This window comes from Adlercreutzia sp. ZJ304 (genome assembly GCF_011039075.1).
GTDB lineage: Bacteria > Actinomycetota > Coriobacteriia > Coriobacteriales > Eggerthellaceae > Adlercreutzia_A.
Genome location: NZ_JAAKEG010000012.1, coordinates 40,292 through 65,921 on the forward strand (window position 1 = coordinate 40,292; position 25,630 = coordinate 65,921).

The 25,630-nt window shown below is 49.6% G+C and carries 18 protein-coding genes and 1 tRNA gene; 16 read left to right on the plus strand and 3 right to left on the minus strand.

Annotated features, from left to right (window positions below):
* Nucleotide 1 precedes the first annotated feature (1 nt).
* Nucleotides 2–931 carry a hypothetical protein gene (locus G7Y46_RS07410; RefSeq protein WP_165253688.1) on the plus strand — a complete coding sequence of 310 codons (930 nt, stop codon included), beginning with the start codon at nt 2–4 and terminating at the stop codon, nt 929–931.
* 113 nt (nt 932–1,044) lie between these two features.
* Entirely contained in the window at nt 1,045–5,352 is a 4,308-nt protein-coding gene (locus G7Y46_RS07415; RefSeq protein ID WP_165253648.1) for a hypothetical protein, read from the plus strand.
* A gap of 18 nt (nt 5,353–5,370) precedes the next feature.
* Here G7Y46_RS07415 and G7Y46_RS07420 read toward each other — a convergent pair whose 3' ends face one another.
* Entirely contained in the window at nt 5,371–6,279 is a 909-nt protein-coding gene (locus G7Y46_RS07420) for an NAD(+)/NADH kinase (protein WP_165253690.1), read from the minus strand.
* Nucleotides 6,280–6,377: 98 nt separating this feature from the next.
* Between G7Y46_RS07420 and murJ the strand changes: the two genes are divergently transcribed.
* Nucleotides 6,378–8,003 carry a murein biosynthesis integral membrane protein MurJ gene (gene murJ, locus G7Y46_RS07425; RefSeq protein ID WP_165253692.1) on the plus strand — a complete coding sequence of 542 codons (1,626 nt, stop codon included), beginning with the start codon at nt 6,378–6,380 and terminating at the stop codon, nt 8,001–8,003.
* Between the two features lie 209 nt (nt 8,004–8,212).
* On the opposite strand, the gene G7Y46_RS07430 is transcribed toward murJ, so the two are convergent.
* Nucleotides 8,213–9,121 carry a site-specific tyrosine recombinase gene (locus tag G7Y46_RS07430; protein WP_241157094.1) on the minus strand — a complete coding sequence of 303 codons (909 nt, stop codon included), beginning with the start codon at nt 9,119–9,121 and terminating at the stop codon, nt 8,213–8,215.
* 154 nt (nt 9,122–9,275) lie between these two features.
* Nucleotides 9,276–10,880, minus strand: a complete 1,605-nt coding sequence (locus G7Y46_RS07435; RefSeq protein WP_165253694.1) for a CTP synthase — start codon at nt 10,878–10,880, stop codon at nt 9,276–9,278.
* Nucleotides 10,881–11,066: 186 nt separating this feature from the next.
* Between G7Y46_RS07435 and G7Y46_RS07440 the strand changes: the two genes are divergently transcribed.
* The 13 genes from G7Y46_RS07440 to G7Y46_RS09080 all read left to right on the plus strand — a co-directional run.
* Nucleotides 11,067–12,548 carry a DUF1846 domain-containing protein gene (locus G7Y46_RS07440; protein WP_165253696.1) on the plus strand — a complete coding sequence of 494 codons (1,482 nt, stop codon included), beginning with the start codon at nt 11,067–11,069 and terminating at the stop codon, nt 12,546–12,548.
* Nucleotides 12,549–12,914: 366 nt separating this feature from the next.
* Nucleotides 12,915–13,931: a rod shape-determining protein gene (locus G7Y46_RS07445; RefSeq protein ID WP_346773617.1), complete on the plus strand. Its 1,017-nt coding sequence runs from the start codon at nt 12,915–12,917 to the stop codon at nt 13,929–13,931.
* Between the two features lie 23 nt (nt 13,932–13,954).
* Nucleotides 13,955–14,884, plus strand: a complete 930-nt coding sequence (mreC, locus tag G7Y46_RS07450) for a rod shape-determining protein MreC (protein WP_165253698.1) — start codon at nt 13,955–13,957, stop codon at nt 14,882–14,884.
* Entirely contained in the window at nt 14,877–15,383 is a 507-nt protein-coding gene (gene mreD / locus G7Y46_RS07455) for a rod shape-determining protein MreD (protein WP_165061606.1), read from the plus strand. Before mreC ends, mreD begins: the two co-directional genes overlap by 8 nt.
* Nucleotides 15,384–15,420: 37 nt before the next feature.
* Nucleotides 15,421–17,553, plus strand: a complete 2,133-nt coding sequence (mrdA, locus tag G7Y46_RS07460) for a penicillin-binding protein 2 (protein WP_165253700.1) — start codon at nt 15,421–15,423, stop codon at nt 17,551–17,553.
* Nucleotides 17,554–17,699: 146 nt separating this feature from the next.
* Nucleotides 17,700–18,818, plus strand: coding sequence for an FtsW/RodA/SpoVE family cell cycle protein (locus G7Y46_RS07465; RefSeq protein ID WP_241157095.1), 1,119 nt, complete (start codon nt 17,700–17,702; stop codon nt 18,816–18,818).
* The gene (locus tag G7Y46_RS07470) at nt 18,802–19,869 is read left to right on the plus strand and encodes a hypothetical protein (RefSeq protein ID WP_165253704.1); all 1,068 of its coding nucleotides are present in this window, start codon (nt 18,802–18,804) and stop codon (nt 19,867–19,869) included. The genes G7Y46_RS07465 and G7Y46_RS07470 overlap by 17 nt, the downstream gene beginning before the upstream one ends.
* Entirely contained in the window at nt 19,866–21,755 is a 1,890-nt protein-coding gene (locus G7Y46_RS07475; protein WP_165253705.1) for a TIGR03960 family B12-binding radical SAM protein, read from the plus strand. Before G7Y46_RS07470 ends, G7Y46_RS07475 begins: the two co-directional genes overlap by 4 nt.
* A gap of 1 nt (nt 21,756) precedes the next feature.
* Nucleotides 21,757–22,401 (plus strand): TIGR03936 family radical SAM-associated protein, encoded by a 645-nt coding sequence (locus G7Y46_RS07480; RefSeq protein WP_165253707.1) that lies wholly within the window; start codon nt 21,757–21,759, stop codon nt 22,399–22,401.
* 66 nt (nt 22,402–22,467) lie between these two features.
* A tRNA-Asp gene (locus G7Y46_RS07485) sits at nt 22,468–22,544 on the plus strand.
* Between the two features lie 917 nt (nt 22,545–23,461).
* Nucleotides 23,462–24,490 (plus strand): 4Fe-4S double cluster binding domain-containing protein, encoded by a 1,029-nt coding sequence (locus G7Y46_RS07490; RefSeq protein WP_165253709.1) that lies wholly within the window; start codon nt 23,462–23,464, stop codon nt 24,488–24,490.
* Between the two features lie 312 nt (nt 24,491–24,802).
* Nucleotides 24,803–25,060, plus strand: coding sequence for a hypothetical protein (locus G7Y46_RS07495; RefSeq protein ID WP_165253711.1), 258 nt, complete (start codon nt 24,803–24,805; stop codon nt 25,058–25,060).
* Between the two features lie 338 nt (nt 25,061–25,398).
* Nucleotides 25,399–25,630, plus strand: a 232-nt coding sequence (locus G7Y46_RS09080; RefSeq protein WP_206214189.1) for a hypothetical protein, incomplete at its 3' end; no start/stop codon positions are given.

Below are 25,630 nucleotides of genomic sequence, written 5' to 3' on the forward strand. Positions count from 1 at the left end.
TATGGCACCGAATAGCAATAACTCGCAAAACCCTTACAACGACCCAAATTTTGGGGCGACGTGCGGCGATGCGCAAAACGGTGCCACTAGGGTGCATGGCTACGGCATGGGGAGAGGCGCTAATCAAGCGCCTCAACCCGGCTCTTTGCCGTATGGGTATCAGCCGCAGGCAGGTGGTCAGCCGCAGGCAGGTCAGCCGCAGGCAGGTGGTCAGCCCTACGCTGGTCAACCTAGCGCCGTCAATCAACCCTACGCTGGTCAGCCACATGCGGGTCAACCTTACGCAGGTCAACCCTACGCTGGTCAGCCGTACACACAGCAAGGCAATGCAGCGGCTTATCAGCAGTACGCGCCGCAGTATGCGCAGTACATCGCAGCGCAACAAATGGGCTATCAAGCGCCGACCACAAGTCAGACCACAAACGACAACGGCAAGCAACGCAAGCGCGGACCCGTATTCTGGATTGCAATTGTAGTTGCAATACTTGCTGTTATAGCGGCTGTGCTTATAGGCATGCAAATGTGCAACGGCGGCAAAAATCGTGCGGGCGATTTAGGTCAGCTAGAAGGCAAAACAGCCGAAGAAATTCAGGCAGAACTTGATAGAACTGTAGATGAGGGAATGTTCAACATATCCATTGCGTCAATAGTACAGTTCCAAGATGGCACAAGCGCAGGCGAAATAAAAATAGAAAATGTGCCCGGAAACAGATATTTGATGCAGGTTGTTTTAACGCTAGACAGCGATGGGCAGCAAGTGTACGAAAGCGGAATTATAGAGCCGAACCACCACATACAAAGCGACAAGCTGGCTGTAGATTTGCCTGCGGGCACTTACCCGGCAACAGCCACTTTCACAGCGCTAGACCCTGAAACCGAGGAAGAAATAGGGCAGGCTGCGGCGAAAGTAACGCTAGTGGTGCTGAGTTGATTGCTCGTCATTCCAAACAAAATTGGTGGGCGTGGCATCTAGTTTAAGCCCGACCTATCGCGCGTAGGTTTTGTTCGGAATGGCGATCTAAAGGGATTTGCTGGGAAAGGGATTTGGAAAAGGAATTCGCTATGAAATGCTTCACGAAAAAGATTCTGAGCGTGTTCGTTGCGGTGGCACTATGCGTTGGCATGGTGCCAATTGTTGCGAATGCGTCCACGGCGGACGGCTTGGACAAAACTGCCGACGAACAGGCTGTAGACGACAGCTTTGGCAGCGTAGGCGGCAACTCGGTTGAGGAAACGCAGCAGCAAATTGACGAGTTTGCTGCCTCGCCAACGAATGCGGGTAGCACGCCGGCGGGTGCCGAGAAGCATGACCAAATTTCCACAACAGCATACATTGCAGCCACCGAACTTGGTTTTCGATTCACCCAGATAAGTAACGACGTGGTGTTTACAGGCGCGGATACGGAAACGTTGCAGTTCAGCACCGAGGGCGCGTCGCTTTCCGGCGATAAATATCTGTACAGCTATGTTTGGTATATAGACAAAAACGACGGTGCGGGCGCAACGGAAATTACCCGCGCCTCTACATTTGACGGCACCGACAAAGATGGCAAGCACACCTTCGAGCTGCCTATAAGCAGCGCTGGTATGCAGCCAGATGACGTATGGACATACTGGGTAGAGGTAACAAACGATGCCGGTTCGCTTTCAAAAACGCTGAATGGCGAGGCGGACACTAGGCGCGTAGTTAGCGTTTCTTATAATCCCGAATTGCGCACACAGCCGCTGTATTGGAACAAAACCGACAAGCAAGATGCAACTGAGGACAACTACATATGGAAAGCTGAAGGCAACATTCTAAAGGAATCTATTTTAGATGTGGACGAAGTTGCTGCCAGCAAAGAAATGGGCGATTTTGCAACCGGGCTTGATGCGGTAATAACCGAGGGCTCGGTGTGGCTTCCAAAAATTGTGAACGATTCAGAGAAAGATGTATATAGCGACACGCTTGCGCTGACTTATGACATATCTGGTTATGCTGTAAGCGATGATGGTGCCTCGGGCGCATCAATTTTGGATACTGTTAGCGCTTTAAGCGATAAGTCGCCTGAAAACATAGCCAAAACGCTTGACGCGGCGGGCGTTCATCTGCTGTGGCAAAAAGACGCGGAAACAAGCCCTGCGCTGGCATCTTCTGCTGCAAGTTTAGATGGTGTTCAATATGTATATGAAAACGCAGTATCGGGTAAGCCGGCGCGTGTTGTCGCAGTAATTGGCGTGCCTGCGGGTGCGGGTCGTGTGTTTGGCACTTTCGCGCTAACTCATAAGGTTGTAAAGCCAAGTGAAGACGATGTTGCTTTTACATTCACGCCTAAAGTAAAGATTGAAGGCGCTGCTGAAGATGCCGAAACCGACGGCAATGTGGTGCTGCCTGCCGAGGGCTATAAGCGCAACTTAGGCGCAACCGATGTTCAATTCACCATGCATCCAAACATTAGTGCCGAGCCGCCGTACTACGTTAGCAATGTTACAATCTTCAAAGGCGGCGCAGGTGGCACGGGCGGCACGGGTGGCGCAGGCGCGGGCGCGGGTGGCACGGGCGGCACGGAAATTTCGCTTACCCCCGAGCAGCTTACTATTCAGGGCAATGTAATCAAATTCGCCAAACTAAGCCGCGAAATGTTCGGCTTAGATGCAGACGACACTTCATGCAATATAACTGTGCAGGTTACTTTTGCGAAAAAGGCTGTCGCACCCGAAAACCCCGATGAATTGGTCGATGTAGAAATTATTAAAACCGGTGAAGAGCCAGATTTAAGTCAGGTGATGGTTTTAGTAGACGGTGCGGAGGTTGCGCCTAAAGGCGGTTCTGGCAATACGTATCAAGTCCCCAAAGATGGCGCGTTTCAGCTTAGCTTCAACACCGACAAGGGTAAGCGCGTAGAGTCGGTTACGGTAACTCCCGTGAACCCGGATGGCAGCTTAAACGATGCAGATGCGAAAATTTACACTGTAGATGGCGACAATCTGTCCATTTCCAACTATTCAACGCCGCTTCAAATTACAGTGAATTATGTGGCAGGAACTATTGTGGTGCCCCAGCATACAGTTAGCGTTATGCAGGCTGGCGACACGAACCCTGTAGCGCTTAGCGCAGGCAGCGTGAATGGCGGCACCGGACCGTTCACCGTGAAAAACACCGATAACATAACTTTGAATGCCGCGCCGAATTTGGGATACGAAATAACGGGCGCAAAAGCCACCTTTACTAGCGGAAACATTGTTAGCTATTCCGCGGAAGAAGCGCCGTCTATTACATTGCTGAATGTTGTTGAAGATGTTGAGGTGGTGTATAGCTTCCGCGCGCTCGACTACAAAATAGACGTTGTGGTGGATGGCAACAGCACGCCCGATTCAAAAGGCAATGTGAGCGGCGGCGATTCTGCGGGAGATATAGTTGCCACTATGCCTAGCGTTAAAGGCGGTCAGACGTACATTTCCCACGACAACCAGCTTGTAATAAAAGCTTCGCCCAACAGTGGCTTCGATATCAAAAAAGATGCGGGCGGCAACCCTGTTATAACCCTGAAAGGGGAAAACGGTAATGTGTTAGACGTTACGGGCAAGCCTGCAGGTGATGGATATTCGTTTAGTGTGGGTTTGACCGAATTGCTGTCTAGCAACATTATCAGCAGTACCACGCCCGACGCCGCCCAAGAAATTGAGGTTCTTTACAGCTTTGAGCGCGTGCCTTCTTCGGTCAAAAGTTTTGTGGTAGAAACGAAAGTTGAGGGCAATGGCGGCAAAATAACGCCTACACAAACTGTAACTCAGGATGCTAGCGGCGTTGCGTCGGCGCGAGTATATTTCTATCCGGCAGAGGCGCAAGATGGTAAATATTGGGCTGTAGATGCCGTTACGGTAGATGGCTTGGACGCAGCATCTTCCGACGCGGCGAAATATGGCGATGTATCTAGCGTAGATCTTATTGGCAAGCGCCCGAATATAGTTTTTGAAAACCTAACCGCCGACCATACGGTAGTTGTTAAGTTTAAGCAGGTTAGCGAAGACCCGGGCTATGACAGCAGCACCGAAATAAGCGGAGACGTGGGTGGCAACGGAGAAGGAACCATTACCGGCGGCGGTAGCGATGTTCCCGTTTGGAGTGGTGACGGCGACACATCGAACGACTTTGACGGCGAAGGTGATGGCGATGGTCGCGATTGGACTGCAATTCCCAAGCCCGGCAAAAATGAGGATGGCACATATAACGTGGTAGACAGCGTAGTTGTAAATGTTGACGGCACCGACTTCACCATTTACTGGACAGATCGCAGCCAGCCGGCAACAGGAGATGGGTTTAACCCGCACGACTATGTGTTATCGCCCGATGGGCTTGATAGGGAAGGCGCGGATGCGGATGGCTTGTACACGTACTACTATCCGAACAAGGAAGGCGCTACTACCATCTTCACGTTCGATCCCGTTACAAAAACGGTTAACTTTTTGCGGTTGGGGAATAGTGTTAAACCGCAGTTCGGAATAGAAAAAGCACGCCAAATACAGGTAGTTATAGATACTGGTGGCGGTGAGGGCATAGCCACACATGGCGGGGTTTATTCGTGGCTTGTGGGCGATAGCGGCGCAGAGGATTTAATGATTGTTATAACGCCCTTAGAAGGTAGCGACTTAGATTATGTGCGTCTAAACGATAGCGAAGTGCCCGATGGATGGCTTGAAGACCGCACAGAAAGCGGGCTTTCAGAGAAAGGCAAGCAAACACTTGCTAATGCGGAAAACAAAAACATACGCGTTGCTTCCGTAACGCCGCAGGTTAGCGAAAGTCGCTCTATAGCTGCACTGTTAAGCGGGGCTGAATATGCTTACGCTGACGAGGCGCAGGTGAAGCAGAAATTGTATGAGCTTACTGTTCCGTCAAAGAATTTGCGCGAAATGACAGACGATTTAATTGTGCATGTGCGATTCAAGTTGATGGGCGAAGATACTTTTACCCTTGTAGCTAGCGTGGCTAACGACAATTATGGTTCTATTGTTGAAGAGCCTGTACAATCTGTGAAGCGGGGAGACGAATTTACATTCCATTTCAAGCCTAAGAATGAAAGCTGGCGCGTGGCTAACATTGTCGTTGATGGCAAAAAGCAAGATTGGAATATGTCTTCTTACACGTTTAGCAACGTGCAAGCAGACCATACTTTAGTTGTAGAGTTTGGACCGGTGCCGTATTCGGGCAGCAATACCAAGGCTTCGCGCGAAATACGTCGTTTGCAGGCGCTAGCCAAAACAGGAGACTTAAATGCACCTGCATGCACGCTTCTTATGGCGCTTGCATGTGGAGCGGCTGGCGTAGCGGTTCTGTCTGGCAATCGTAGCCGCCGGCGCAAAGAAGACTAGCGCGTGTTGGTAAGCCAGCTATCCTGCAAAGAAAGTTTTTGCAGCGTAGTTGTAGAAGTGCCCTGCATCGGCGTATAGCAAATTTGTAGGAGTGCTGCCTTTGCGTATGTAGACGCGCTTTATTGGGCATTCAGTTTCAAGCAGGTCGCCATCGGCTAATATGGTGGCGGCCTGCGCATCTACATCGCGCAGAAGTTCTATGCACACAACATCGTTAGGGTTAGTTACCACTGTGCGCGCCGATAGCGTGTGTGGCGCTATGGGTTGTGCGATAAGCCCGCTAAAGCTGGGTGCTACAAGCGGTCCGCCCGCAGCTAGTGCATATGCGGTGGAGCCAGTTGCGCTGGCAACCACTATGCCATCGCCGCCGAAATTCCCAATGCGGCTATCCGATATATCTAGCGCAAATTTTAGCGTGCGCCCCATAGCGCCGCGCGTAATGGCAATTTCGTTTAGTGCGAAAAATTCGCGCTCGCTGTTAGGGCTGCTGTTAGGGCTGGGCGTGCTATCTATATAGGGGTCGTTTTCGCCTTCGCAAACCACTTGGCATACTAGATTGGCGCGTTTTTCGCATAGTAACTCGCCAACAAGCGCGCGCGACGTTAATTCCACAACACCAACTTCAGCGCTGTTCGCCAAAAAACCTAAGTGACCAAAATTAATTCCCAAAATGGGCGTTTCCTTATTTGCCAAAAGACGCGCTGTTCGCAAAATTGTGCCGTCTCCACCTAAAACCACAGCTAAGTCGCACGACTGCACAGCATCGCGCGCGGCAAGTTTTCCCTGCGTAGCGAAGTCTTTGCTATACAATTCGTCCGACGATAAAGTTGTGTAGTCAATTTTTTGCGACATGAAATAAGCCACCAGTAACATGGCTGCATCTATTGCATCTTTATTATTACTGTTCTGCACTACTAAAACATGCATGTTGCACCTCTCGCTTGTAAGATAGCTAAGCGCATTTTGTATAGATAACATTATAAGCGTGGCTTATCTGAGTGCGTATACTCAGGTATCATATAAGCATGTCGCAAGCCGATGAAATATCTAACGGTCCAAATATAGGCACGTCGGCTGCCATAATAAGCATCTGCACCATAATTTCGCGTATAACTGGGTTTGCACGCACGTGGGCTATGGCATTTGCGCTGGGCGCAACGTTTTTATCCAGCTCGTATCAGGTGGCGAATAACCTGCCAAACATGCTTTACGAGTTGGTTATGGGTGGCATGCTTACCACAGCTTTTCTTCCGGTATACATGTCTATTAAACGCAAGATGGGGCGAAGTTATAGCCGCAGATATGCGTCGAATTTACTAACGATAGTCGTTCTTTTAATGGGCATACTTTCGCTTTTGTGCATTTTATTTCCGGCGCAAGTTATATACACACAAACGTTTTTCTCAAATCAAGAGGAAATGTCTACCTCGGTATTTTTCTTCCAATTCTTTGCCGTACAGTTGGTATTCTACGGTGCATCTTCCATTATTTCTGGGCTGCTAAACGCCAACCGCGACTATATTTGGGGCGCTATTGCACCTGTGTTCAACAATTTGGTGGTTATTGTTACATTTATTGCATATGCTTTTGTGGCACCAGAAAACCCCACATTGGCGCTTTATATAATTGCTATAGGCAATCCTGCGGGCGTTGCTATTCAGTTGTTTATTCAGCTTCCGGGTTTGCGTCGCAATGGTATTGTGCTTAAACCTAGGATCGATTTTCACGATCCGGGCTTAGGGGAAACTATAAAACTTGGTGTGCCGGCGCTGCTGAATACCTTTATAGGCTTTGCAGTAGTGTCGGTTGGGAATGCGGCGGCGTATACGTTTGCCGATAATGGACCTAGCGTTATAGCGTATTCGCGCCTTTGGTTTACGTTTCCGTATTCGTTTTTGGCAATTCCTGTGGCTACTGCTATGTTTACCGAGCTTTCAGCCATGCAAGCCGACGGCGACACTAAAGGTGTTGTTCGCGGCATATTAAGCGGGTCAAGCCAAATATTCTTCCTTATGATTCCTTTTGCGATGTATCTTATTGTGTTTGCAAGCCCGCTTGTTGGGCTGTATCGCATAGGCGCTTTCACCGGCGACGCTGTGTCGCAAATTGCCAGCTATTTAGCTGTTATGGCTGTTGCGCTGCCATTTTATGGCGTGAATACATATATTCAGATGGCATTTTCCAGCATTCGCAAGATGACAGTGTGCTCGGTTATAGTTTTTGTGGCTAGCCTTTTGCAAATTGGCGTAATTTTGGCTTCTGTATTTTTGCGCGACACTCTTGGTCTTAGCATGGAAATGATAGCCGTTGGCACCATAGTGTCTTACCTTGTGGGCGATGTTCTATCTTTTGCATATTTGTGTCGTTTTTACCGTGGCGAAATGCATATGCGCTGCGTGTATGTAGCGTGTGCGCGCGCGTTTGTTGTGGGGCTTGCTGGCGCTGTTGTTGGTGGCGCTGTTTACTATGCGCTTGATACGTTTGTTTTTGCGGCATCTGGAAATGTGCTGATTACTTTTATATATGTAGTAGTTGCAGGCTGCGCGGCTCTGGTGGTTACGTTTACGCCAGCAGTAAAACGCGATTGGCATGAGGCTGCGTTTGTAACTAACATCTGGAACAAGGTGCGCAAGCTGTTCCGTAGGCGCTAAAGTTGCTGCTTGTTCCTCCCAAAGTAAATTTGGAAACTGTTTTTGGTCAAAACTTCCGACTTTCCACGGTCGAACACACCTAATAGCACCCGCCGAGGCATCATTGAACACTGTTTGCCCAGTGTTCTCCATAATTCAAGCTTGCTATTGACCATCTTCACTGTGGAAAGCTGGAAGTTTTGACCATTTTTTCGAAATAAATGCACTAATTAAGCGCGGGGATGGGCGGCGTAGTATTCCTCTTGCAGATGCGTGCGGTCTATGTGGGTGTAAATTTGCGTGGTTGATATATCGGAATGCCCAAGCATTTCCTGTATTGCGCGCAAATCGGCACCACCTTCAAGCATGTGGGTGGCAAACGAATGGCGAAGCGTATGCGGGTGAAGCCCTTCAATGCCTACGCCTTTGCCCGCATTTGCAACTATTTTATGAATGCTTTGGCGGCTTATTCGTCCTCCGCGGGAATTTAGAAATACCGCACCGGCATCTTCGGGGCGCAATGTTTTTGCCTTCATGCTAAGAGGTGCGCGACCGTTTTCGATATATTCTGCTAACGCGCGCACCGCCGCGCCTCCTATAGGCACAATGCGCTCTTTTGAGCTCTTGCCGAACACCCGCAAGAAGCCCTCTTCCAAAAACACATCGCGTAAATTCAGGTTTGCCGTTTCGCTAACACGCAAGCCGCATCCGTAAAGCACTTCAAGCATGGCGCGGTCGCGCAAGCCAGATGGCGACGGTGCATCCATCAGATCAAGCATCGCGCATACTTGCGATATTGTTAGCACGTCGGGTAGGCGCTCGGGCATTTTGGGCAGCGGAATTGCCGATGTGGGATTTATCTGCGTGAAGTCTTCGCGAATAGCAAATTTATGCAGTGCTTTCACAGCTGCCATGCGTCTTTTGCAAGTGGCTACGGAATAGCCCTGTTTCATAATGGAAGCCTCAAAATCTAGCACGGCGGCGCGATCTATATCTTGAAGATGCGTAATTCCCATGTCATGCAGATGCTCTTCATAAAGTGCAAGGTCGTGGGAATAATTCTTAACCGTAAGGGGAGATGCTCCGCGTTCTATGCGCAGAAACGAAATGTATTCCTGAATAAGTTCGTTTATCTCCATGCGCTAAGTTTAGCGCACAGCAGCGCCGTGTTGCTAATGCGGTCGCGCGGCGGTGTCGTGTGGATAATGCGGTCGCGCGGCGGTGCCGCGTGGCTAACGCTATCACACAACAGCGGCGCACGCTAACCCCGTCGCGCAGCAGCGCCGTTGCGGCTTAATTTGCTTGGTGCGCTATGGCTGCCCCCACGAAATCGCGAAACAGCGGATGCGGTCTGTGCGGACGGCTCTTAAATTCAGGATGCCCTTGGCTAGCCACAAACCAGACATGTTCGGGCAATTCCACCATTTCCACTAGGCGCTCGTCGGGCGAAAGACCACTTATAACAAGCCCCGCACTTGTAAGAGCATCGCGAAAAGCATTGTTTACCTCATAGCGATGGCGATGCCTCTCGTACACCAGCGCCTCTCCATATGCCGCCGCCGCTTTTGTAGACGGCATAACCTTACACGGATACGACCCAAGCCGCATAGTGCCGCCCTTGTCTTCCACATCTTCTTGCTCGGGCATTAAATCTATAACGCAGTTGGCGGCTTCTTCGTCAAATTCGGCAGAAGTTGCGCCTTCAAGCCCTGCCACATTGCGTGCGAATTCACATACTGCCGCCTGCAGCCCCAAACAAATTCCCAAATATGGAATGTTGTTTTCACGCGCGTAGTGCGCAGCAGCTATCTTTCCTTCGAACGCGCGTTGCCCAAAACCGCCCGGCACAAGAATGCCATCCATCTGACCTAACGTGTCGGCAGCATTTGAATCGCTTAGCATCTCGCCATCTACCAAGTGCACGTTTACGTGCTTGCCATGCGCAACGCCTGCATGTCTTAGCGCCTCTATAACTGAAAGATACGCATCGGGAAGACTTACATACTTGCCCACCACGGCTATGTCAATTTCTCCGCTGCAGCGCTGCGCGGCATCTAGGAAGTTGCGCAAATCGGACAGGTCGGCTCTGTGGGGAGAAAGTCCCATACGATTTAGCACCATTGCATCGAAGCCCTGCTCGTATAGGCTTATCGGCACTTCGTAAATGCTGGGCGCATCTACGCATGCCAGCACTTCTTCGGGGTTAACGTCGCAAAACAGCGCTATCTTTTCGCGCACAGAATCGCTTATTTCGTGGTCAGAGCGACACACTATGAAATCGGGTTGCACCCCAAGGCTGCGCAATTCCTTAACAGAGTGCTGGGTGGGCTTCGTTTTTACCTCGTGCGCGGCAGCAATATAGGGAACCAGCGTAACGTGTATAAACAAAACATCGCCCGGCGTGTTTTCCTTTTTGAACTGGCGCGCCGCTTCTATAAATGGCAGGCTTTCGATATCGCCTATGGTGCCACCAATTTCAGATATAACAATATCGGCACCCGACTGTTCAGCTATACGGCGCAGGCGCTCTTTTATTGTTTCAGTTACATGCGGAATTACCTGCACGGTGCCACCCAGAAAATCGCCCCGACGTTCGCGGCTTATCAAAGTTTGATATATGCTGCCCTGCGTAAAGTTGCTTTCGCGAGATAGGTTTTCGTCGATAAAGCGCTCGTAGTGTCCAAGGTCTAAGTCGCCTTCGTGCCCATCTTCGGTAACAAACACTTCGCCGTGCTGAAAAGGGCTCATAGTGCCCGGATCAACATTTAGATACGGGTCCATTTTCTGCATAGTTACTTTGTAGCCGCGCGCCTTCAACAAATGCCCCAAAGACGCCGCCGTAATTCCCTTCCCAAGCGATGAAACTACACCGCCGGTAACGAAGATATGCTTGGTCATATTCTTCCAATCCTTCGCTGCCTTCGCCTTATTTTGCGCGATTGCACACACATATGAGTTATACTCCCACTAGTTTGTTGCATAGATGTTAAGGGGTTGGCTTAAATTGCAGAACCGCTTCAAATGTCGCCTAGCCACTCCAAGCAACCACGTCGGCAAAACTCCGCTGCGATTTTGGGAGGCATAATGCGCGAAGGTTTTGACAATGCGAAATATATAACGATGCAGGCAGAGAGAATCCGTGAACGTATATCGCATTTTGGCGGCAAACTATACCTAGAGTTTGGCGGGAAAATTTTTGACGATTTGCACGCTTCGCGCGTTTTGCCCGGCTTTGAGCCCGATAGCAAAATACGTATGTTGCAGTCTATGGTAGACGACTTAGAAATAATAATCGCGGTGAATGCGAACCACATAGAGTCGAACAAAAAGCGCGGCGACTTGGGAATAACTTACGATGAAGACGTTTTGCGACTGATGGATGTGCTGCAAAGCTTAGGATTTCTTGTTAGCAACGTAGTAATAACGCACTATACCAGCCAGCCTGCAGCCGATGCTTTTCGCCGCCGCCTAGATTCGCTTGGAATTGCGCACAGTTTGCATTACCCAATTGCCGGCTATCCCTACGATATAGACCACATAGTAAGCGACGAAGGCTACGGCAAAAACGACTACATTCCTACAACGCGCCCGCTAGTGGTAGTAACAGCGCCCGGTCCCGGCTCTGGCAAAATGGCAACTTGTTTGTCGCAGTTATATCACGAGCACAAACGCAACATAAATGCAGGGTATGCAAAGTACGAAACATTTCCCATTTGGAACTTATCTTTGCAGCATCCGGTGAACATAGCATATGAAGCTGCCACGGTAGATTTAGACGATTCAAACGCCATAGACCCATTCCATTTGGAGGCATATGGCACAACCACTGTAAATTACAACCGCGATATAGAAATTTTCCCCGTGCTTAAAACCATGCTGGAAAAGATTATGGGAAAAAGTCCGTATCTTTCTCCAACCGACATGGGCGTAAATATGGCAGGGCATGCAATTTACGACGATGAAGCTGTGCGCGAAGCCGCCAACTTAGAGATCATGCGTCGCTATTTCCATCATGCGGTCGAAGCCAAAGAAACCGGCGTTGGAACAGATACTGTGAAAAGGCTGGAAATGCTTTTGAATCAGTCGGGAATTGCGGCGAATAACTTTCCTCCGCGCTCGGCAGCAATGTTGAAAGAGGAAATGACAGGCGCACCTGCCGGCGCTATGGTTTTGCCTGACGGGCGCATAGTAACTGGTAAAACCTCCAATTTGCTAGGTGCTGCAAGTTCGCTTCTCATGAATGCGCTGAAGACGCTAGCTGAGGTAGATGACGAAATAGACGTTATAACCGATGAGGCTATCGAGCCGATATGTCATTTGAAGACTGGTCACTTGCATTCTAGCAACCCGCGCCTACATTCGGACGAAACGCTTATAGCCCTGTCTATTTCCTCTGTAACAGAACCTTTGGCTGAAAAGTTGATAGAGTGTTTGGATGAACTGCGCGGATGCGATGCGTTTTTCTCGGTTATAGTTTCGCATACCGATCGCAGGCTGTACCGCACGTTAGGCATCAACTTATGCTGTGAGCCGAAGTACGAACAGCACAGGTTCTATCACAAATAGGTGCTCGGGGCAGAATTTCTTACAAAATGGTCAAAAAGTTCGACTTTCCACGGTCGAAAGAACGAATTGCTTAACTGAATTGTGGAGGACACTGGGCAAACAGTATTTGGCGACGCATCAATGAGGGCTATTTGCCCTTTCTGACTGTGGAAAGCTGGAAGTTTTGACCATTTTTCTGAAAAAACTTCACCGGCTGGGTTGTATTTAGTGGTTTCGCGCAAAACTCTTCATAAAATGCGCAAAGATGAGCCCGCGCAGATAGGCTATGGTAAAATCGTAATTTGCGTTTGTGCTGTAATAAGTAATTGACGAACGGGGACTTCCTCTATGTCGATATTTGATAGATTTGCAAATATTGGTGGCAACATGTCAACCGACATGGCAATTGACTTGGGTACTGCCAATACCCTTGTGGCTATTACAGGCGAGGGCATCGTAATAAACGAGCCTTCAGTTGTAGCTATTGAGAAAAGTACACATAGGGTGCTTGCCGTAGGGCATGAAGCGAAAAACATGATTAACCACACGCCTGATGCTTTTTCGGCTGAACATCCGCTGAAAGATGGCGTTATAGCCGACTACGATGTTACGGAAGCTATGCTTTCTGCGTTTATCAGCAAGGCAAGCGATCGTAAGTATCCGTGGCAGGCGAAGCCGCGCATTGTTATATGCATTCCGTGCGGTGCCACCAGTGTAGAGAAGCGTGCGGTTTTTGAGGCTGCCATTCAGGCGGGCGCGCGTCAGGCGTATCTAATAGAAGAGCCTATGGCGGCAGCTATGGGTGCCGATCTTCCAGTTACAGAGCCAACAGGTAGCATGGTGGTAGACATTGGAGGCGGCACAACAGAGGTTGCTGTTATATCGCTTGGCGGTATTGTTTCGTCGTCTAGTTTGCGCTTGGCGGGCAATAGGCTAGATGAAGCTATCGCGATGCATCTGCGCGATCTTTTGGGCATAAAGATAGGCGAGCGCACGGCCGAGGTTATCAAGATAAAAATTGGTAGCGTTTTGCCTTTTGAAGACGGGCGCGAACGCGACATGATAATTTCTGGACAAGATGTCTATACCGAGCAGCCTAAAGAAGTAACTATCCAATCAGAAGATGTGCGCGCGGCGCTGCAGGCACCAATTGAAGAAATGGTGCTGCACATTAAAGACACTTTCAAGACTACAAACCCTGATCTTGCAAGCGATATCATTCAAAACGGTATTTTGCTAACCGGCGGCGGCGGTTTGCTTTCTGGCTTAGACAGATATCTGACAGATCAGTTGGAAATACCTGTTTGGGTAAGCGAGACGGCTTTGACGAATGTAGTTTCGGGTTGCTTGAAGGTACTAGAGACACCTACTGCGCTGCGTCAGACATTAATGCGCTCGAAATAGGCAGCAGGAGGGTTAGTGGCTTAATGGCACTACAATTCCAAGACATGAAGGATCCGCGTCTGACACGTGTGGTTCTTATTGTGTTGGTGGTAATTTCATTTGCAATGGTTACTGTGTATTCTCGCGAAGGCGAAAGCGGACTTTTGCATAGCATTCAGTCGGCTGCTCATGCAGTATTTGCGCCGCTTGAATTGCTAAGCGCACCCGCTGGGGCTGCGGTTGAGGATGCAGGGGAGGCTATAAGCGATGCAAGCGCTAGCGAAGAGACACTTTCGGCTCTGCGCGAGCGCAATGCCGAGTTGACAGAGCTTCTTACTCAAAGCGAAGAATACAGGCAAGAGGCTGAGCGTCTGCAGGGTTTGCTTGAGCTGAAAGACACCTATGAAATAGAGGGTGTAAGCGGGCGTGTTATAGGGCGCTCTACCGATGCTTGGAATCAGACGGTAACTGTAGATATTGGCTCTAATAACGGGGTGGAAACTGGTCTTACTGTTGTGGGACCGGCGGGCGTTGTCGGGCAGGTTATATCTGTGCAGCCGGGCTCTTCTACTGTGCGTTTGCTGACCGATCCGAAATCGGGTGCGGCGGCGTTAGTGCAATCTAGCCGGGCTGAGGGCATTGTAAGAGGCTCGCTTTCCGGGCAACTAACGCTTCAAAATATTGATGCGTCGGTTAATCTTCAAGTGGGCGATGTGGTTTTAACAAGCGGGCTTGGCGGCAGCTACGTAAAGGGCTTGCTTATTGGCACTATAGTGCGCATAGAGGGCTCTGCAGGCGATGGCTCAAGAACTATATATGTTTCCCCGAACGAAACATCGCAAGTGCTAGAAGAAGTAACAGTTATATTTAATGCTAAGGGCGATTCGTCAGCTAATCGTTCATCTGGTAATAGCGGCGGTGGCAGTTCTGCATCTGGTTCGGCGGGCTCAAACGGCGGTGGTTCAAATGAATAACAAGCCGCTTATCGTGTCTATAATTGGTGCCGTTATAGCTGTAGTTTTGCAAGCAACTGTAGCGCCTGCAATGGAGATAGCTTCGGCGCTGCCAAATTTCATACTGGCATATGTTTTGGCTTTGGCTGTGTCGCGCCCCGAAAGCGGTCTTGTTATGCCGTTTTTACTGGGGCTTATATTCGATCTTATGGGTACAGGACCAGTGGGCGCTATGGCGCTAATATGTACGCTAATGGCATTTGCGCTGTCGCGTTTGTCAGTTGTGTTAGATAACGATACTTTATTTATGCCTATTGTGCTTATTATTGCAGGGTCGCTAATATCCAATATTGTGTACGGCATACTAATTATTGCGTGCGGAATGGATGTTAGCATTTTGGAAGCACTCGTAGGGCGTGCGCTGCCTTGTGGCATATACGATGCCGTGTTGGCGCTAGTTATGTTTCCGCTGCTTTTGCGTTTGATGCAGCTTGGCGAAAACCAGATGCGCATGCACTAGCTTGTGTGCTGTGCGCCGATGGAAGTGGAGTTAAGACGTGCTTGTTGCCGTTTTGGCAGGAATAATTGCAGCAGTAATAGCGGTATGTATAGTAGCCGTTATCGTTGTGCTGCGGCAACGCTATGTCGAAACGCATGCCACTACTGTATCCGATATGTCTACCTTAGATACTGTCGGTGTTGGCGCAGAAGATGATGAAGACATACGTGTAAAATCGGGTGAAGCAGCAACCGCAAAGCCATCGGATGGGTTGTCTAAGCGCTTCGGAGTTCTGGGCGTTTTGGCTGCAGCAATATTTGCTACTCTTGGGGCAAAACTGTGGTCCATGCAGATAATGAACTCTGGCGAATATTCCAGTGAGGCAGAGAAAAATCTGTATACGACCGTGCGCACGCCGGCACCTCGCGGAAGCATTTTCGATCGCAATGGTCGCGTGCTTGTAACAAATCGCGCCAGTCAAACGGTGCTAGCCGAGTCGGAAGTATCCGATTCATACGATACTATACGCAGGCTGTCTTCAGTTCTAGGGCTGCCTGTGGGAATTGTGCGGCAGCGCCTAGCGGACACTTCGCACGGGGCGCAAAGTCAGCGCATAATAGCATCCGATGTTCGCTTGCGCGACGTTGCTTTCATCTCCGAACACGCAGATGCCTTTCCGGGCGTTAGCGTTGAAACGCGCACAGTGCGTGCTTACCCGAATGCTGCGCTTGCAGCACACGTGCTAGGCTACACCGGTTCTCCCACTGAAGACGAATTGTCAGTAACGGTGGAAGGTCGCGAAATAGATTCAAATGACATTCTTGGGAAAAGCGGCATAGAAGCGTTTTACGACAATGTGCTTTCTGGTGAAAAAGGTCAACGCAACGTTATGGTTGATGCGTCGGGAAATGTTGTGTCGGTTACTAGCGAAACTGCGCCAACGCAAGGTTCAGACATATATCTAACGATAAATTCTGCAATACAGTATGCCGCCGATCAGGCGCTTGCAAAAATGATAGCCCCTACAGGTGAGATAGGCACAGGTAGTGGTGTTGCCGGTGCAGTAGTTGCGCTTGATGCGCGCGATGGTGGTGTGCTTGCTATGGCAAGCTATCCAACCTTCGATCCGTCGAATTTCACAAACGGAATTCCGCAAGACATATGGGATTTATACAACACCGAAGAATCGCACGCACCCATGCTTAATCGCACTATTAATGGGCAATATGCTGCGGCATCTACATTCAAAGCCTTTACGTCTATGGCTGGAATGGAATACGGCTATGCCACCGAAAGTTCTTATTGGACATGCACTGGCAAGTGGGACGGTTTTAACACGGGCGCGCCGCAATGGTGCTGGGAACATAAAGGTCACGGCACGCTAGATCTTAGTGGCGGCATTATTCATTCATGCGACACCGTATTCTACGAAATAGCTAAGGCGTTTTACGATCATGGTCCCGATGGTACGGGCGAAATTTCCGCTACGGCACTTCAGGAATATGTCGAGAAGTACAATTTTGGTAAAGCTACCGGTATAGATTTGAAGAATGAATCGGTGGGGCGTGTGCCAACGCCTGAATGGAAAGCCGAGCATTGGCGAAACGTTCCCTCTGAGGCGACATGGCGCGGCGGCGACTACACTAATATGATTATTGGACAAGGCGATATATTAGTAACGCCGCTGCAAGTTGCTGCGGGTTATTGCGGAATATCTACCGGCAAAATTATGAAGCCGCATCTGCTGAAAGAGGTGCGCAATGCCGCTGGCGATGTGGCTATGACGTTTGAACCAGAGGTGCTTGCTGAACCCGATGTTAACTTGGACGATTTGAATTATGTACGCAATGCTTTGCGCGGCATGATTATTTATAACGATAAAGTTCGCGACATGTTTGACGAAGAAGGTTTGCAGGCGGCTGGTAAGTCGGGCACGGCAGAACACACCGACAGAGCAGACGATGCTTGGTTTGTGGCATATGCTCCCTACGATAATCCGAAATATGTGGTGGCTTGCATTCTTGAACAGGGTCGTAGTGGCAGCAAAACTGCGGCGAAGGTTGTCGCGCAAGTGCTAGGTGCGGCTATGCGCGCCGATGCGGGCGAAGATGGAGAAGTTGGGCGCGTGGCTGGTTCGTCTGGCAAGTCGCTCGTGTTGAATTTCTCGGCTGATGAAGGGCGTGAGGAATAATGCCGCTTCCTCAGATTGACTCGGTCGGTATTGCTGCGCCGTCTAAGGGCAAGCGCGGGCGCGAGAAGTATTCTGCACCACAGCCTTCAAACCGTCGTCCGCTGCCGTTTTCAAACATAATACCTTGGCCCTTTGTTGTGGTAGTTATGTTGTTGGTGGGCTTTGGTTTGGTTGTGTGCTGGTCGGCTGTTCAAGGCTACGAACGCTACAGCTTCACGCGACAGGCTGCCGGAGTTTGCGCGGGGCTAATACTAATGGCTATAGTGTGGGCTTTCGACTATCGAAAACTTGCCGGCGCATTTGTGCCTCTTTTGGTTATAACCGTTGTGCTAATTTTGTCGCCGCATCTTCCGGTTATAGGCGTTACCACTATGGGCGCAACCTCGTGGATAAACATAGGCACGCAAATACAGCCGGGCGAATTTGCAAAAGTTACAGTGGTGTTGTTCGCGTCTAGTTTGGTTGCCCGATACGGCGGCAAATTGGACGATTTTAAGGAATACTGCAAAGTTGTAGGGCTACTTGCCATACCGTTTTTGTGCATTATGACGCAGCCCGACCTTGGCACTGGTTTGGTGTATATGTTTATAGCAGCCACGGTGCTTATTATGGGCGGTGCGCGTGCGAAGTATATAATTGCGACCATTGTGCTGCTTATTGCGGTTATAGCGGCAGTATTTTTTGTAGACGAGTTTTTGAAATACGAAACCGACGACGGCACCATAGAATACCGGCTTTTGAAGAATTACCAGCGCAAGCGCCTGTTTGTGTTTATGAACCAAGGCAATGCCGATTACAGCTCTGATGCTTATAACTTACAGCAAGCCATGATAGCCATAGGTTCAGGTGGTCTTTTCGGAAAGGGCTTGGGTTCTTCCACCCAATCTTCGCTAGGCTTTTTGCCTGAAGCGCCGACAGACTTCATCTTCTGCGTGCTGGCTGAGGAATTGGGCTTTGTTGGAGTATTGGTACTTATAGCGCTTTATGCTTCTCTTGTGTTTGTTTGTATTCGAATTGCCCGCAGTTGCGGTAATTTATTCGGAATGCTTATCGTATGTGCCATTGTTGGTATGTGGCTGTTCCAGATACTTGAAAACATAGGAATGTGTTGCGGGCTTATGCCTATTACCGGTATTCCGCTGCCATTCGTTAGCTACGGTTCTTCGTTCATGGTGGTGAATTTCATCATGTTAGGGTTAATAGGTTCAGTGTATTGTCACGAATCTAAGTTGGGAAGGGGAATGCAATATGGCTCTGCCCGTTGATGTAGGAGCTTTGCTAAAAGCGGCAACGAATACTGAAGATGCAGTAAAGACACCTATTTCGGTGTCGGTTTATATAGATGATACGGCTGCGGGTGAATGTGTAGCATTTGTACGCGGGTTGTTTGCTGGCGCTACTGGCGATAATGCTCGTGTGTCTGTTTCTTATATAGACGAGCATATAGAGCCGCATCCTCGCGATGATATGGCTGTTATTGTAGGCGGCTTAAACGATTGCATAGGTAAAGATGCAGCGTCTATTCGAGACGCAGGTGTGCCGGTAATGGTGGCTACCACTATGCCTAAAATAGTAGAAGATATAACGTGCGCTAATGGTTACCCCATTCCTACAGGCGATCTTATTTCTCCTTTGCGCGCGCCTTCCAAGATGCCGTTTCAGAAGGGCGGCGCTGATGCCTTCGCGCTGCCTGCAGGTGAGATAATTGAATTAACTGAAGATTCTAAGAGCGAATTTGTTTCAAATATTGGGAACTGGATTATAGCTGCGTGCCCCGATCGCAAGCTGGCATTCGCGCATGCGTTTCCGTTCGTTAGGCGACCGCTTGCACGCGAAGCTATAACGTCTACGTCGCTTCAAAATGCTGGCGTAGGTTTGCTGCCCATAATACCCGGTGCCGACATGCCTATAATGACGCTTAATCAGGCGAAAATGCTTATGCAAATAGCGGCGGTATATGGTCAGCCACTAGATAAAACTCGTCTTCCCGAATTGGCGGCTTTGGTGGGCAATGCTTTTCTTTGTCGTAGTTTGGCGCGCAGTTTTGCGAAGGCGGTGCCTTTTGCAGGGTTTGCCATAAGCGCTGCTGTTGGTTTTGCGGCTACCGAAGCTGTAGGCAGGGCGGCTATAGAATATTTCGAAGTGGGCGGCAATGCTGCTGGTCTTGCTAATGTAGTGAAGCAAGCCACTGGTGAGGCGGTTGATATTGCGCAAAAAGCCAGTGTAACGCCTACTGGCAAAGCAGTTATACGCGCAGCTAAAAGGGGCGTTAAAGGCGCGGCTGGCATGGTTTTCGGTAAAGCGGCTCGCCGATGATAAAGACTAATTTATGGCAGCGCCTCCAACCTCTTCTGCGCCAAATTGAACGTCCATCTCGCTATATTGGTAGCGAATGGGGCGCTTTTGAGCCCCGCGCTAACAGCGATTTTGCGTTTTGCATGGTTTACCCAGACACTTACGAGCTAGGGCAGCCAAATCAGGCTATTCGAATACTGGTAAATGCTGTTGCTAAGCTTGAAAATGTGGCTTCTGAGCGCGCGTTTCTTCCTGCGCCTGACATGGCTTGTGCAATGCGCAAGGCAAACATTCCAATGTTTTCGCTAGAAAGCTGTGCGCCTTTGCACGAATTTGACGTTGTGGGCATAACGCTTCCTCATGAACTTGCGGCAACAAATGTGCTGGAAGCGCTAGATTTGGCAGGCATTCCGCTGCGTGCAGCCGATCGCGCCGAAGATGACCCTATAGTAATAGCTGGCGGGCCGTGCGCTATGAACCCTGAGCCTTACGCGCCGTTTTTTGACGCTATTTCTATAGGCGAGGGCGAAGAATCTGTACCTGAAATAGTTCAGACGGTGCGCACGCTGCGCAGAGCTGGCGCGCGGCGTAAAGATATATTGCGGGCTTTAGTTGATATTCAGAGTACATATGTGCCTTCGCTTTATAGGCAGCTAAATGAACAGGATGCGCAAAAGCAGGGCGCGTGGGTTGTGCCTGCAGAAGATGGCGTGCCTGCGCAAATTGTGCGGCGCGTGTTTGAGGGTTTTGCCGAATCGGATGCTTGGGAGCCCTGCGTAGTGCCCTATGTTGAAGCCGTGCACGACAGGTTGAATGTTGAAGTTTTGCGCGGGTGTGCTAGGGGGTGCAGGTTCTGTCAGGCGGGAATGATGTATAGACCTGTACGTGAGCGCTCGGCGGACAATATTGTTTCGGCGGTTCTGCGTGGACTTGAACAGACTGGATATGATGAAGTGTCGCTAACGTCGCTTTCGACCACCGACCATTCTCAGATAGAGGAAATTTTGCAGCGCTTGAACAAGGCATGCGAAGGGCGTGGAGTTCGTATATCGGTGCCTTCGCAGCGCTTAGATTCTTTTGGTGTGAAAATGGCTGATTTGGTTGCCGGGCAGAAAAAGGGCGGTCTGACATTTGCTCCAGAGGCAGGCACGCAGCGCCTTCGCGACATAATAAATAAAAACGTTACTGAAGACGATTTGTTTTGCGCAATTGATGCAGCTTGTGCAGCTGGTTGGCGCAGGTGTAAGCTCTACTTTATGATAGGTCTTCCCGGTGAGACAGATGAAGACGTGCTTGGTATAACCGATCTGGCTGATAGGGCATACGAGCGCATGAAGGAAGCCACGCCGCCCGAACAGCGTGGGGCGCTTGCTATGACTGTCAGCGTTGGAGTTTTTGTGCCGAAGGCGCAGACACCGTTTCAGTGGGATGGGCAGATTACCTGCGAAGAGGCGCTTAGGCGCGTAGGGCTTTTGCGGCATTCTGTTCGACACCGCGCGGTTCGAATTAGTTATCACGATCCGCAGGCGAGTTTTGTTGAGGCTGTAATGAGTCGCGGTGGGCGCAATTGTGCTGATTTGGTTGAAGCTGCATGGAGGCATGGTGCGTGCTTTGATGCGTGGACTGAACTTTTCAACGAAGGCGCTTGGCGACAGGCGGCTGCCGACACTGGCATAGACCCCGAGCAAATAGCCGCTGCGCAGTATGAGCCTGAATATGTTATGCCGTGGGCGCATATTTCAGCTGGGGTATCAACCAAGTATTTACAACTTGAGCGAAAGCGCGCGTCTAAAGGGGAAACAACGCCCGACTGCACATATGAAAAATGCACGGCTTGTGGTGTTTGCCCGGCAACCAATACGCAAAACGTGTTAGCTAGAGCGCGCGGTGCGGAAGGCGTGATGTAATATGGCTGACCCTAGACTGTTTCGCTTGCGCGTTACTTATTCGAAGTCGGGCAGATTGGCAATGCTTTCACATTTGGAAGTGGCTCGCGCACTTGAGCGTACAGTTCGACGCGCCGGGCTTCCGTTTGCAGTAACTAATGGGTTTTCGCCGCATATGCGCATAGCTTTTGGCGCGGCACTTCCTGTGGGCGTGGGTGGTAATGCGGAATTTTTCGACATCTTCCTTACCAGCTATTTAGCGCCAAAGAAAGCTTTGGAAGCGTTGTGGAATTTTAGTGCACCAGATTTAATGCCTACCGCTTGCGAATACGTGGAACCTAGTGCAGCTGCTGCATCGGTGGCTTGCCCGGTTAGCACTTATGAAGCATTACTTAGCGCCAGTGTTGGAGGCTTGGAGATTCCCGACACGGTAGAGGTGGTGCGCAAAAAGAAGCGCAAAGTATTAGAGGTGCGCGAATTTCTTGTGGGAGATGTGTGCGTATCGGGCAATTCGGTTGTATTTACGTTGCAGGCGAAACCTACTGGGTCGTTGCGTGCAGATATATTTTTGGATGCATGTATAGATCTTTTGAAAACAAATGGCGTTGCGCCGAACGACCTTTGCATAGTGTCCATAAACCGAATCGCGCAAAATTCGTCAGATTAAGGGTTGTGCGATTTTTATATATTGGTATAATTATCGGGCTGCGCAAGGCGTAGCAACCGTGAATGCGGGGTGTTAGCTCAGTTGGTTAGAGCGCCGGCCTGTCACGTCGGAGGTCGCGAGTTCAAGTCTCGTACATCCCGCCATTAAAACTCCACTAAGAGCCACTTTTCGACTCTGAGCTTTTATCAAACAAATCTTTTTATCCTGAAGTGTAATTCCAAAGTGCAAACGAGGTCGGCAACTTGGAACAAGCGATACATATCAGGCTGAACAACCCTGAACTCAACGTTGCTCATATTGGCATATAGGCAGAAAAGTGTGTCTGTTTTAGTCGATTGCATATTGATAGGACGCGCTGTTGTGGAACTCTGACCAAACCAGACCGTGTGTTGCCTTCGTCACTTTTTAGGCGAAAAATGGTCAAAACTTCCGACTTTCCACAGTCTATAATGCCAAATTACGCCAATTACGAATCAAAATAGAATTGGAGAACCCTGTTTGCCCAGTGTCCTCCACAATTCAAGTTAGCTATGTGGCACTATGACCATGGAAAGCTGGAAGTTTTGACCATTTTTCTAACTTTTTTGAACTAGTATGCGGATGAGTTGAATCGTAATCTAGCGTCAAGGTGTTGAGAGTTTACCCAAAAGCCATTCAACAAACACTTTAAGCTATCTTGCGGAGGTATCGTTTCTCCTAACACTAGAGCCTCCGCACAAGGTGCATTTCCACCTCTGCCTTCCGGCTTTTGTAAACCCATTTTTCTTCATCTTGTCGCCGCAGATCGCACATTTTTTAGTAAACACTGCTCACCCCTGTCCATAACTGACTTTTTCTTGGAAAAAGCTTGCCTGAACAGGCATGTCAAGTCAGAATCCTACACACTTTTGCCTATATGTCCTCATATTTGCACTGAAGATGATTTTCAGCCTATATGCCATATTCTTAGGTTCGCTAGCTTGACGCGGATTCGGATTCGTCTGCATCGGAAATTGCGATTGGAGATAGCAACTCACCTATAATGGCTACATTAATGCTAGGCGCGAACTCAGGAGATGCCATGTCCAGCATAGAGAAGCAGATAGTGCGAAAGGAACTAGAGCTTGGATTCTCCAACGTCGGCTTCTCTGCTCTTCGAGATTATCCCGAGTATCTCGAAGAAGCTCGATCGCGTTCCAACTACGAGATATTTGCAGAGGCTGACGATGCCCTGATAACTCGCCTTAGTAAAGCGAAAACGCTTAACCCTTGGGCGAAAAGCATCGTTTGCGCCACGCTAGGCTTTTCTTCGATAGACTACCCGGAGATTTTGAATCGTTCTGTGGCACGTACTTATTTGGCTCGCGTGTATTCGTCGCAGCCCGGCACCGTTCATGCTTTCCAAGTCGAAGCGCTGGCATCGTTTGTTGAGGGATTGGGCATGCGCATCGAACGCAACCAGTTTGTCGTACCCCAACGCATCGCATGTGCGGAAGCAGGCATTGTGACGTTCGGGAACAACAACTTCGCATACACTGAGCAAGATGGCTCTTTTGTTATTCTCGTAACGTTTTTGGTGGACAGGGAACTTGAACCCAGCGGTTCGGAAGTGCGCAATAGCTGCCCTGAGGGATGCGGTCTATGCGCCAAAGCTTGCCCTACCGGCGCCATCATTGGACCGCGCAAGCTCGACCTTAATCGCTGCATCCTGTTCAACAACCAACGTTTTGCCCCCGGTGCGCAGGAAGATATCTGGGTCGATATGGGCGAGCGTATACACGGATGCGATGTGTGTCAGGTGAAATGTCCGCGCAACCATGACGTGCTCAAGCGCGCAACCGAGAAGGATCCTTTTCTGGAAATTCTTGCCGAGGAATTCGACCTTGAGAGGATCCTTGTGTTGGATGAGGTGTACTACGAAAAAGTCGTGCGCCCCATCATGTACAACTACATCAAAGACATGGATATCTTTCGTCGCAATGCCGCCGTTGCGTTGGGTAATACGGGCGACCCTCGTCACCTTCCGGCGCTTCGCGAGGCGCAAGATTGCATCGATAATCCTAATGTGCTGAAGGCTATCGATTGGGCCATTGCACGACTCGAAAAGTAGTTCTGCGAATTAGAAAAGTTTCGGATATATACACGATGACCCGAAGACCATTGCCGCTCGTACATCCCGCCATTAAAAGTCGAGTCAGGGGTCTTTTGGCTCCTAAATTTTTATTTCCCGATTCAAAAAAACTACAAAATAGGTCTGTTTTTAGGTTTGTTTGGATCTGATTTAGACTGCCTTAAACTGCTTAAATCTGTCTAGCTGGCTTTATCCGGTTTAGTTTTTCGCTGAATCTATTCTTAGGCTAGATTGGAGATGTCTCTTATAATTGCAACGTCAGAGATAAAAGCCCGAATAAAGGATTGAATCATGGTTGATGAAATTTCTGAAATGGATTCAGATAACTTTGATGAACTAAGCATAGGAGCCTTAGATGAACAAGAGCTGAATGACCTTGATGTGCTTAAAGAGCACTACGAGAAAATAACTCAACCTAGATCTCTTGCTAAAGCGGGGAAGGCAATAGGTAGCGTGATTCCACATAGGGTTAAAGATTTTATTTCTAACGCTAGTCAAGAAATATCAGAGCAACACATATGTCCATCGGGATGTCAAGCGGCAATATGAGCCTAACCCCTGATTTGCGCAGACAGGGGTTAGGCTCCGATCCATTGGATTCAGCGCGATCAAGCGCATCCGTTCAGCGGCTATCTGTCGATAGCTTCTCCCGGTCGCTCAAGCGATCCAGTCACATATTCGTGGATACAGTACAAGACTGCCCACATGTTGATCTCTTCGGTAGAGGCAGAGCCGCAGAGCCGCAGAAAGCGACAGATTCAGAAGTCGTACGTAGCAAAGGAGAGTACTTTGTTGTACATGCTCTGAACGCGGGTTGCCAAAACGCGTCAACGGCACTGAACCAGGGATGGGGTATGCTGGTCCGAGAACTAGGGAAGACCCAGTTCTTGGTCTACCTGACGTCCGATGACCCAGATCCACTTGATCATTTCGGAGGCTACGGCTACTTTCGCCATATTGGAGCTTTTGCCCAAGTCATCGACCATATGCAGGTATCTCTCGAAAAGCCGCTTGTTGGCCTTTGCGGCGATGGCCTCCACTTCGCCGGAGACAGACCTTCCCTTGAGAGGGTATTTCTTATGGGGCTGGCGCGACCGTATGGAAGCATTACATTCGATG